Source organism: Ruegeria spongiae (genome assembly GCF_023502395.1).
Taxonomy (GTDB): Bacteria; Pseudomonadota; Alphaproteobacteria; order Rhodobacterales; family Rhodobacteraceae; genus Ruegeria_C; species Ruegeria_C spongiae.
Map to the genome: position 1 here is coordinate 1 of NZ_JAMFMB010000065.1, position 4,335 is coordinate 4,335.

Here is a 4,335-nt window from a genome sequence, read left to right on the forward strand (position 1 = left end):
ATTCAGATGGTAAAGACCTGTTTTTACCAGAAAAAACGACTACCCTGAAAACTTAAGAGGCTCCCGAAGGAGCCTCATGTAGTCATGCGAGTGTGCCTTACCGTGGTGTTCCGGCCCCCTAAGAGGCGCACATGCAACAGCGTCCTTGCGGAAGCCTCGCTGTCTGCTGCTGAGACGAATATAGCTATTCAGGATCCGAGTCGCAAGCGATTTCGCGAAATCAAGCAACGCTCCCGACCGGAAGGTTTTGCTAACGATATCAGCATATAGTGTGCAGAAGACCGTTAGAAAAGAGGCAAGAGTCCTCTGCTTAGAGCTTTCGCCCCACATAAGGTTGATATCTTTTTGTAAAAATAGCGAAATAAGTAGAAAAAGTTTGACAACTATTGAAAAGTTGCGCAACTTTCCTCCATAAGTGAACGTCGGAGGAATCATGTCACGCATTTACCAGCAGATGGCGGCTTACGAACTTGAAAGCCTGCTCTATGAAATTGATGACAAAGGATATGTCGTTGTCGCGCTGGAACGCCTGTACAGGCTTCTTGGTAAAGGAAACCGGGCTGCCGGCACCTGGCGCGCACTCTTGGACGCATGGGAGGAAATTGACGGAGAACGCGAAGATCTCTACATGCTTGAGATGGAAGGTACCGGAAACGTACTTCTGACATCGGAAGCAACATCGCCCGTCGCCAGAAGTGCCGGCGAGGCCGAGTGATGCTGACAAAACTGCTCGACAAGCATCTTGTTCGCGAAATTGAAGCTGGCTCGTTTGCCAAGGACGATGTGCTTGCAGGACATCTTGACGAGCTGTTTCCAGGCGACTGGGCTGCCGCCTTCTGGTCATTGTCAGCAGTGAAGAGGCACGCAGTGGCAGCGGTGACATCCGGCATACACTACCGTGAGGATGACATTCCGCATCTGCGCCGCAACCTGCTGATGTGCGAAGATCGTTTTCTTCTGAAGTGCCGGTTTGAGGAGAGCTCAGATGACATTCGCTGGATGTTCGAGAGAATTCGACCCCGCGCATTGCTCAGTCAATCCTACAATTCGCTGCCTTCGATGATCGCTCAGGACAGAAAGGGTGAAGACAGTGTCTTTGACAGCAAAGAAGAATGGGTGAGCGGTGGCCGTTTGGAAACGCTCATTTGTAGAAACCTGGAACTAGATCAAAGTGGAAGAGAACTAAAACGATGAAAATTTGCAGAGTTGTATTTACCCCAGTCGACGAAGAGAAAACAGGCGATCTGAACCTAACAATGGACCTGTGCCTCGACGCCGAAGACAAGCCAATCTTCAAGCTGCCATTGTCAGGTTACACGGGCAAACCGAGTGCGGGTCAGCCGGATTTACAACCGTTTATCTTGTACAAAGACGGTACCATGGACTACGGCGATGACTCCGAAGATCCCCATGAAAATGATGATGATCGGTTCGAAAAAGCGGACATCTTTGCTGAGCATCGGAAGATCCGGGCGAACGAATACATGAACGTCGTCAGTGAAGGTGAAAACCACCTGTACAAGGTGAGCTCGATCAATCCATATGCAGTTTTTAAGGCAAACTGATAGCTCACCCAAAATTCTAACTTAGACGCCTCCCACCATCGGGAGGCGTTCGTGTTCCTTAACATCTTCATCCGCCCGGCGGATTTGTTTGGGTGTCATCGGTCGCTGCTCATTCTTCTCATAGAATTTTGGCGGCATATACTTCAGGGCCGTGTGTTCCGGCCCGTTAAAAACCACCGAGCCACGGAATTTCTTAAAGTCTAGCTCGAAAAATAAAAGATGCTCTGCCCGGATAGCCGTGGGCCTGAATACTGGGCCTCTCCCTGTACCTGTTGCCTTGACCTGAACTGTACGGCCGTCAGGAGCAACCCCATCAATGCCTTCCGTGGCCCGCGTATCATCCAGACGGATACCAAACAGCTCAACAGAGATCGCTTCCCCAATATCGCCGACAAGATTGCCATCCAGCGTAAAACTCAGAGCGACATCACTGCCAAACTCCTTCATCCGCTGACAATAGTAGTCACGCACGTTGTCGCGGGCTTCGACCAATTCACGGATCGCGCTTGGCAATTCAAAGTGTATCATTGGGTTCTGAAGTTCCTGATGACTGGTATCAATGTCAAAAAAAAACCGGCCACATTGTGACCGGTTAAAGAGCGCTTTGATGCCTATCATCAGACCCCTGCCGGCGCAATCTCCGTCAGGTATCCAAGACCAAACTCAGGGGGCTGGCTGGGATCCACGAAGACCTTGCCGATCAACGAGATCGAACCGAATTCATCACCGCCAATCATAGCTTTTTCACCCGAAGGCCTTACCTGAACATCGTGCAGCACCAGTTGGTCGCGAGGTCCAGATGTATTGATACTGATGACATGAATGGTTCTCCGGACATTCATGTTTGAGCCGATCCCAGCCTTGAACTTACCCTCCGACACCACGATCTCGGCGGCATCATAGGTCACTTCAATATCCGCATCTGCGCCGGAAGGGATCTGAATAATCTGTAGATATCCCGACTCCTCTAGGAGAACATAGTCGACACCAGAAGCATATGTTACGCCACCTGCGCCATCGGTGACGGTAACTTTCGACAGCTTGCGTTTGGGAAGCTCAAAGATTTTGCCAGCCTGGACGCCAGAAATGTCATGCTTAGCTGTCGTCTCAGCAGTCTGGACATACATTGTCGACAGCTCGGCGCCGACGCTCAGAGCGCGCAGGGCAGGTGTCATGTCGAGTGCTTCGATTGTAATCTCAGCGTCGACCTGGATCACATCAGAGCGCCGCAGCCGTTTGACACCACTGTTTTTCCCGTATCGCTGGATTTCCTCGACGTTGATCGACATCGTGAAGCTCTCGCAGTCACCAAAGTCATCAAATGCAGTTCCGCCGACGGCGGCCATCATGACGTTGGCGCGGCCAACTTCTAGTTTGTCGTTTGGAATCGGCCTGAGTTCTGTAGCCATTAAGAAATCTCCTTAAAATGAAGGCTGTTAAATAAAACTTTCGGGTTGCCCAGCGCGGGTGCGCAGAGACATTGTGAATTCAAGTCGGGCAAAGCTAAGCGGACGTTCACCGTGCTTTGCTTCGGACATATCGACGCCATTTAGCGTCAACGAGTGGATATCCCGCCCTTCCAGATTCTGGTGTTCAAGCATCGTCGTTTCGACCGCAGCCGCATGCTCAAATAGGTAGTCTTCAAGAAACTCTCCCTCGTCTCCGCGATCAGTTTTCTCGAAAATCTTGTCGACCACGACGACGCTAAAATTGACGTCGCGGCGCTGGATTGGCCGGGAGGTTCTCGTTGCCTGTGCTTCAGAAACACGCTCTCCGTCGTACTGAATGACAATTGCAGGCAGCTCCCGATCATGCAGTTGGTACCGTCGATTGCGCCAGATCCTGTTTTCAAAATCAGGCAGAGTCGTTTCCAGGCGGGTTTTGATCTTGTCGAGGGCTTTGTGTGTTACGTGCATCAGTCGAGCTCCAGATAAAGCCGAACGAGTCCGTAACCGTCTGGCTCCAAATAGCTGATCCTGTAGTCGACACCGCCATAGCGAAGCAGGTCGCGACTATCGATGTTGACAGTGTCATGAATCCAAGCCGTTGGCTGGCGGTTGGAAACCTGAACGCCGTCAATATCAAAGTCGGCGTAAGATTCTTGAAAAATGACGCTGACCGGCTCCTCTGTATCGGTGTCGAAGCGCACGCGAATGGCAGGCTCACCGAAGATACGGTTGACCGCTTTGGCGACGTTTCTTAGAGCCTTAATTGCCATTGTCGAAAAAAATCCAAAATTCAGAAAAGGGGAGGATGGAAGGGCCGAAAGCCCTTCCTTGTGGTCACTGATTAGACAGTGGCGTCAGTTTTCTTGATTCGAATGATGGCGTCAGGACGCGCAACCCAGCTGATGGGGTTACTCTCAGTGAGGACGCCGACCCCACGACCATAGTCCAATTCTCGCGCCTTCGAGTATAGCGGGAGTCCCATCGTATTCGCTGATTCAGTGAAATCGCCGGGCGCGAAACGGGTCTGGTACATCCCGTCGGCAATCGGACAGAGGAATGCTTCATCGTCACCAACCAAAGGAACTCCGGCCGCCTTGCCGCTGTACCGCTTCCAGACAACATCATTGTAGTTGAATGTCCGTCGTCAGGGGTTTTGGGACAGATGGCAGCCTGAGCTAAGAGAGGGTCTGACTCATCTGGTTTGTCTGATTATGCGGCGGATTTTCGGTGAAGCAAGCGTCGCGTTTTGATGGTCTTTCGTTTGATCCTTTCTCGTTGTTGCAGGATGGTCTGCCCGCGTCCGAAGTAGACATCAGCGGGTG

At 51.5% G+C, this 4,335-nt stretch carries 7 protein-coding genes and 1 pseudogene; 3 read left to right on the forward strand and 5 right to left on the reverse strand.

Annotation, left to right across the window (positions count from 1 at the left end; genetic code table 11):
- The first annotated feature begins 433 nt into the window (after window positions 1–433).
- The 3 genes from M3P21_RS22090 to M3P21_RS22100 are packed head-to-tail and all read left to right on the forward strand — an operon-like array spanning window position 434 to window position 1,565.
- Window positions 434–715 carry a hypothetical protein gene (locus tag M3P21_RS22090; protein ID WP_249713670.1) on the forward strand — a complete coding sequence of 94 codons (282 nt, stop codon included), beginning with the start codon at window positions 434–436 and terminating at the stop codon, window positions 713–715.
- Window positions 715–1,194: a hypothetical protein gene (locus tag M3P21_RS22095; RefSeq protein WP_249713671.1), complete on the forward strand. Its 480-nt coding sequence runs from the start codon at window positions 715–717 to the stop codon at window positions 1,192–1,194. Before M3P21_RS22090 ends, M3P21_RS22095 begins: the two co-directional genes overlap by 1 nt.
- Window positions 1,191–1,565, forward strand: coding sequence for a hypothetical protein (locus M3P21_RS22100; RefSeq protein WP_249713672.1), 375 nt, complete (start codon window positions 1,191–1,193; stop codon window positions 1,563–1,565). The genes M3P21_RS22095 and M3P21_RS22100 overlap by 4 nt, the downstream gene beginning before the upstream one ends.
- A 21-nt stretch (window positions 1,566–1,586) precedes the next feature.
- On the opposite strand, the gene M3P21_RS22105 is transcribed toward M3P21_RS22100, so the two are convergent.
- From M3P21_RS22105 to M3P21_RS22860, 5 genes and pseudogenes are all read right to left on the reverse strand, one after another.
- Window positions 1,587–2,183, reverse strand: coding sequence for a DUF6998 domain-containing protein (locus M3P21_RS22105; protein ID WP_249713673.1), 597 nt, complete (start codon window positions 2,181–2,183; stop codon window positions 1,587–1,589).
- Window positions 2,183–2,974, reverse strand: coding sequence for a phage tail tube protein (locus tag M3P21_RS22110; RefSeq protein WP_249713674.1), 792 nt, complete (start codon window positions 2,972–2,974; stop codon window positions 2,183–2,185). The genes M3P21_RS22105 and M3P21_RS22110 overlap by 1 nt, the downstream gene beginning before the upstream one ends.
- Window positions 2,975–3,001: 27 nt before the next feature.
- Window positions 3,002–3,481 (reverse strand): hypothetical protein, encoded by a 480-nt coding sequence (locus M3P21_RS22115; RefSeq protein ID WP_249713675.1) that lies wholly within the window; start codon window positions 3,479–3,481, stop codon window positions 3,002–3,004.
- Window positions 3,481–3,783 carry a head-tail joining protein gene (locus tag M3P21_RS22120; RefSeq protein WP_249713676.1) on the reverse strand — a complete coding sequence of 101 codons (303 nt, stop codon included), beginning with the start codon at window positions 3,781–3,783 and terminating at the stop codon, window positions 3,481–3,483. The genes M3P21_RS22115 and M3P21_RS22120 overlap by 1 nt, the downstream gene beginning before the upstream one ends.
- 71 nt (window positions 3,784–3,854) lie before the next feature.
- A pseudogene (locus M3P21_RS22860) lies at window positions 3,855–4,145 on the reverse strand (major capsid protein); the annotation flags it as partial.
- Window positions 4,146–4,335: the final 190 nt, after the last annotated feature.